Genomic DNA, 2,707 nt, shown 5'->3' with positions numbered 1-2,707 from the left:
GCGCCGGCTGACCAGGTTAAGGACAGCCTCAAACGGCTGCGTCGAGGACATGGACTGGCGCGCCCAACGACACTCCTTACCGCGATCGACGATCCAGTGCAGGCCTATCTATCTCGCGGCTATGAGTTCGACCCCGGGTCGGCGGCCCATGTCGAATGCCTTGCGAGGGTTCTCCGTCGGACGATCGAGCAGCTGTCCGATAGCGAGCGCGTCTATGTCGAGGTCGATTTCAACCTGCGGCCCGACCATAGGTACTCGACGCTGACCGACCGGCAAGAGTCCTTGGCCCAACAGTTGAAATGCGCGGTCAAGACGGTGCGTCGACGTTCCGATCACGCATTGGAGACCCTCACCTACCTGCTACTCACGGGCCCGCCGTCCTTCATGGACCCGCCCGAGCACACGTCCGAGCGGTCGGCCCGTGGTGCGAACTCGCCTACGGCGAAGGAGTCGACGAACAGATTCTGGGGTCTGGATCGGGGCAGCGGTGTCGATATCGTGTGCTCGGAGATACCGCCTGACGAACGACCCGACTACGCGTCCCCGCACGATCGGAACTACCTGCGGTACGCGAAGTTCGCCGATCTCGACACACTGATCTTCGTGCGCACCCGTCTCGCGCAGTTGGCACCCCACGTCGTAGTGCGCGACTTTGCCCCGTCGGAATACTTCGGCACCCATGCCGACGTCCTAGTCGTCATCGGCGGACCTCCGTGGAACGCCAAGTTTCGAGAGTTCCTGCCGCAGCTACCTTTCCACTTCGACCCTCACCCGCTCGGCGAAGACGATCCGCTAGTGGTTCCCGACCTCGACAATCTCGCACTAGCGCCGCGATGGACTCCTGGCGGCGAGTTGATCGAAGACCTCGCCGTCCTCACCCGAATCACGGTGCAAGGAACCACCGTGTTCCTCCTCGGCGGTTGCCTGACGCTCGGTGTTCTCGGTGCCGCACGTTGCCTCCTCGACGCCGGCCGAGGTTCGACGAACGCCAACTACATCGCCGATCGCGCCGGGGAGGACGACTTCGTCGTAGTCACCGAGACCAGGCGCGTCGGCGGCCTCACCGACGTCGCCGACCTAAATATCGTGGAACCTCTCCTGCTGATGTCGCGACCGTACGGCGATCATTGGAAGGTGATTGTCGACAACACCGAACGTTTCGCCCGCCCGCGGAGGTACTCGTCGAGGCCTGCGTCATGATCGACCCGAATCTCATTTCCACGTATGTCGTCAACTTGCCGCGCCGACCCGATCGACGAGCCTGGATCGAACGCAGACTGCCGATCGGTACACAGGCCATTTACACATCGGACCTCGACGTCACTATCGACGGGCGCGACATCGCCCGCGACGGTATCGCTGACCTCGACATCACGCTGTTCGATTGGCAGATCGACTCGGACAACCCTTGGTGGAATCGACCTCTCAAGTACGGCGAAATCGGCTGTACCCTCGCTCATCTCGCGTGTTGGCGGCACGCGGAGAAAAGCAGCAGCAGCCCGTACATCCTTGTTCTGGAGGATGACGCGTTGCTCGTCTCAGAGCTAGGCAGTCGCCTTCGGGAAGGTCTGAGCCGACTGGACGCCGCCGACGAAGCCTTCGACTTGCTCTATCTCGGCCGATACCGCCTCGATCCCGACACACTGTCTTCGGTCCCCGGGATCGTCCGGCCTGGCTACAGCCACTGCAGTTTCGCGTACCTAATCACTCGCGAAGGCCTGCGTACCGCCTTGTCCACCGACCTTGCCGAGGCGATCATCCCGATCGATGAGTTCCTCCCTGCCCTTTACACGCCACACCCACGCCCCGACATCCGAACGCGATTCCCTCCGAGACTGGCGGCATTGGCGTTCGAACCTCCCCTCGCTACTCAGCGGGCCAAGACCGAAGCCGGCAGCGACACCGAGGAGTCGGAGTACGTGGCGTCATGATCTGATGGTGGCGCTCTGGGGCTTTGTCCAATGCTGTATCAGAGCGGCCAACCGCTTTCCGGACCAGCGATTGATCGGGATCTGGGTGTTGATTCCTGTCACGACGTGTTCGGCAGGTACATCCCGGGTCACGACTGCTCCCGCGGCGACATAGCTGCGCGGACCGATGCGAACGCCGCCGACCACACGAGCCCCGAACCCCACCACCGAGTCCGACTCGATGACCGGCGGTGCCTCGTCGACACCCCACCAGCCGAGGTGGGGGAGGGTGTACTCGTGCACCAAGTCCCCCATCACCGTCGACCTATCACCGATAACTGTTGCATCGCAGATGAATCCAGCCACGCAAGCGTCGACTCCGATGCGAACTCGGTCGCAAATGTAGGCACCATGGACGACTCGAGTTCGTTCGCCGATCTCACACCCGTACCCGATACGTGCGCGGTCCTCGACCAGGCACTCCGTGCCGAGCGTAGTCCCTTCGTGTATCACCACCTGGTTGAACAGCATGGTGCGCTCCCCGAGCACGACAGGATCGCCAGTTGTATGCCGCCCGTATTGCGCTTCCCGCAACCGGGCTTCCTTCGGATAGCCCAGGACGCAGTACTCACCAACGATCACATCGTTTCCGAACTGGACCTGCCCGTACATATCCGCTGGATTCACGAGGCGAGTGCAGACTGTTCGACCAGCCAGTTGACTGTTGCATCGATCGCTTCGTCCTCGCGCTCACGCGAGTCGAACCCGTGGTCCGAACCGACGACTGTGTGCAGATC

At 62.3% G+C, this 2,707-nt stretch carries 3 protein-coding genes; 2 read left to right on the top strand and 1 reads right to left on the bottom strand.

Annotation, left to right across the window (positions count from 1 at the left end; genetic code table 11):
* Positions 1 to 1,200: hypothetical protein (locus ACFWPJ_RS29860; protein ID WP_378856411.1), on the top strand; the 1,200-nt coding region annotated here is incomplete at its 5' end.
* Positions 1,197 to 1,931, top strand: a complete 735-nt coding sequence (locus ACFWPJ_RS29855) for a glycosyltransferase family 25 protein (RefSeq protein WP_378856409.1) — start codon at positions 1,197 to 1,199, stop codon at positions 1,929 to 1,931. The genes ACFWPJ_RS29860 and ACFWPJ_RS29855, both read left to right, overlap by 4 nt.
* Here ACFWPJ_RS29855 and ACFWPJ_RS29850 read toward each other — a convergent pair.
* Positions 1,926 to 2,597 (bottom strand): acyltransferase, encoded by a 672-nt coding sequence (locus ACFWPJ_RS29850; protein ID WP_378856407.1) that lies wholly within the window; start codon positions 2,595 to 2,597, stop codon positions 1,926 to 1,928. The two genes, ACFWPJ_RS29855 and ACFWPJ_RS29850, sit on opposite strands and share 6 nt — an antisense overlap.
* Positions 2,598 to 2,707 lie beyond the last annotated feature (110 nt).

Source organism: Nocardia sp. NPDC058497, assembly GCF_042720195.1.
Taxonomy (GTDB): domain Bacteria; phylum Actinomycetota; class Actinomycetes; order Mycobacteriales; family Mycobacteriaceae; genus Nocardia.
This window is presented reverse-complemented; position numbering and strand designations above follow the sequence as displayed.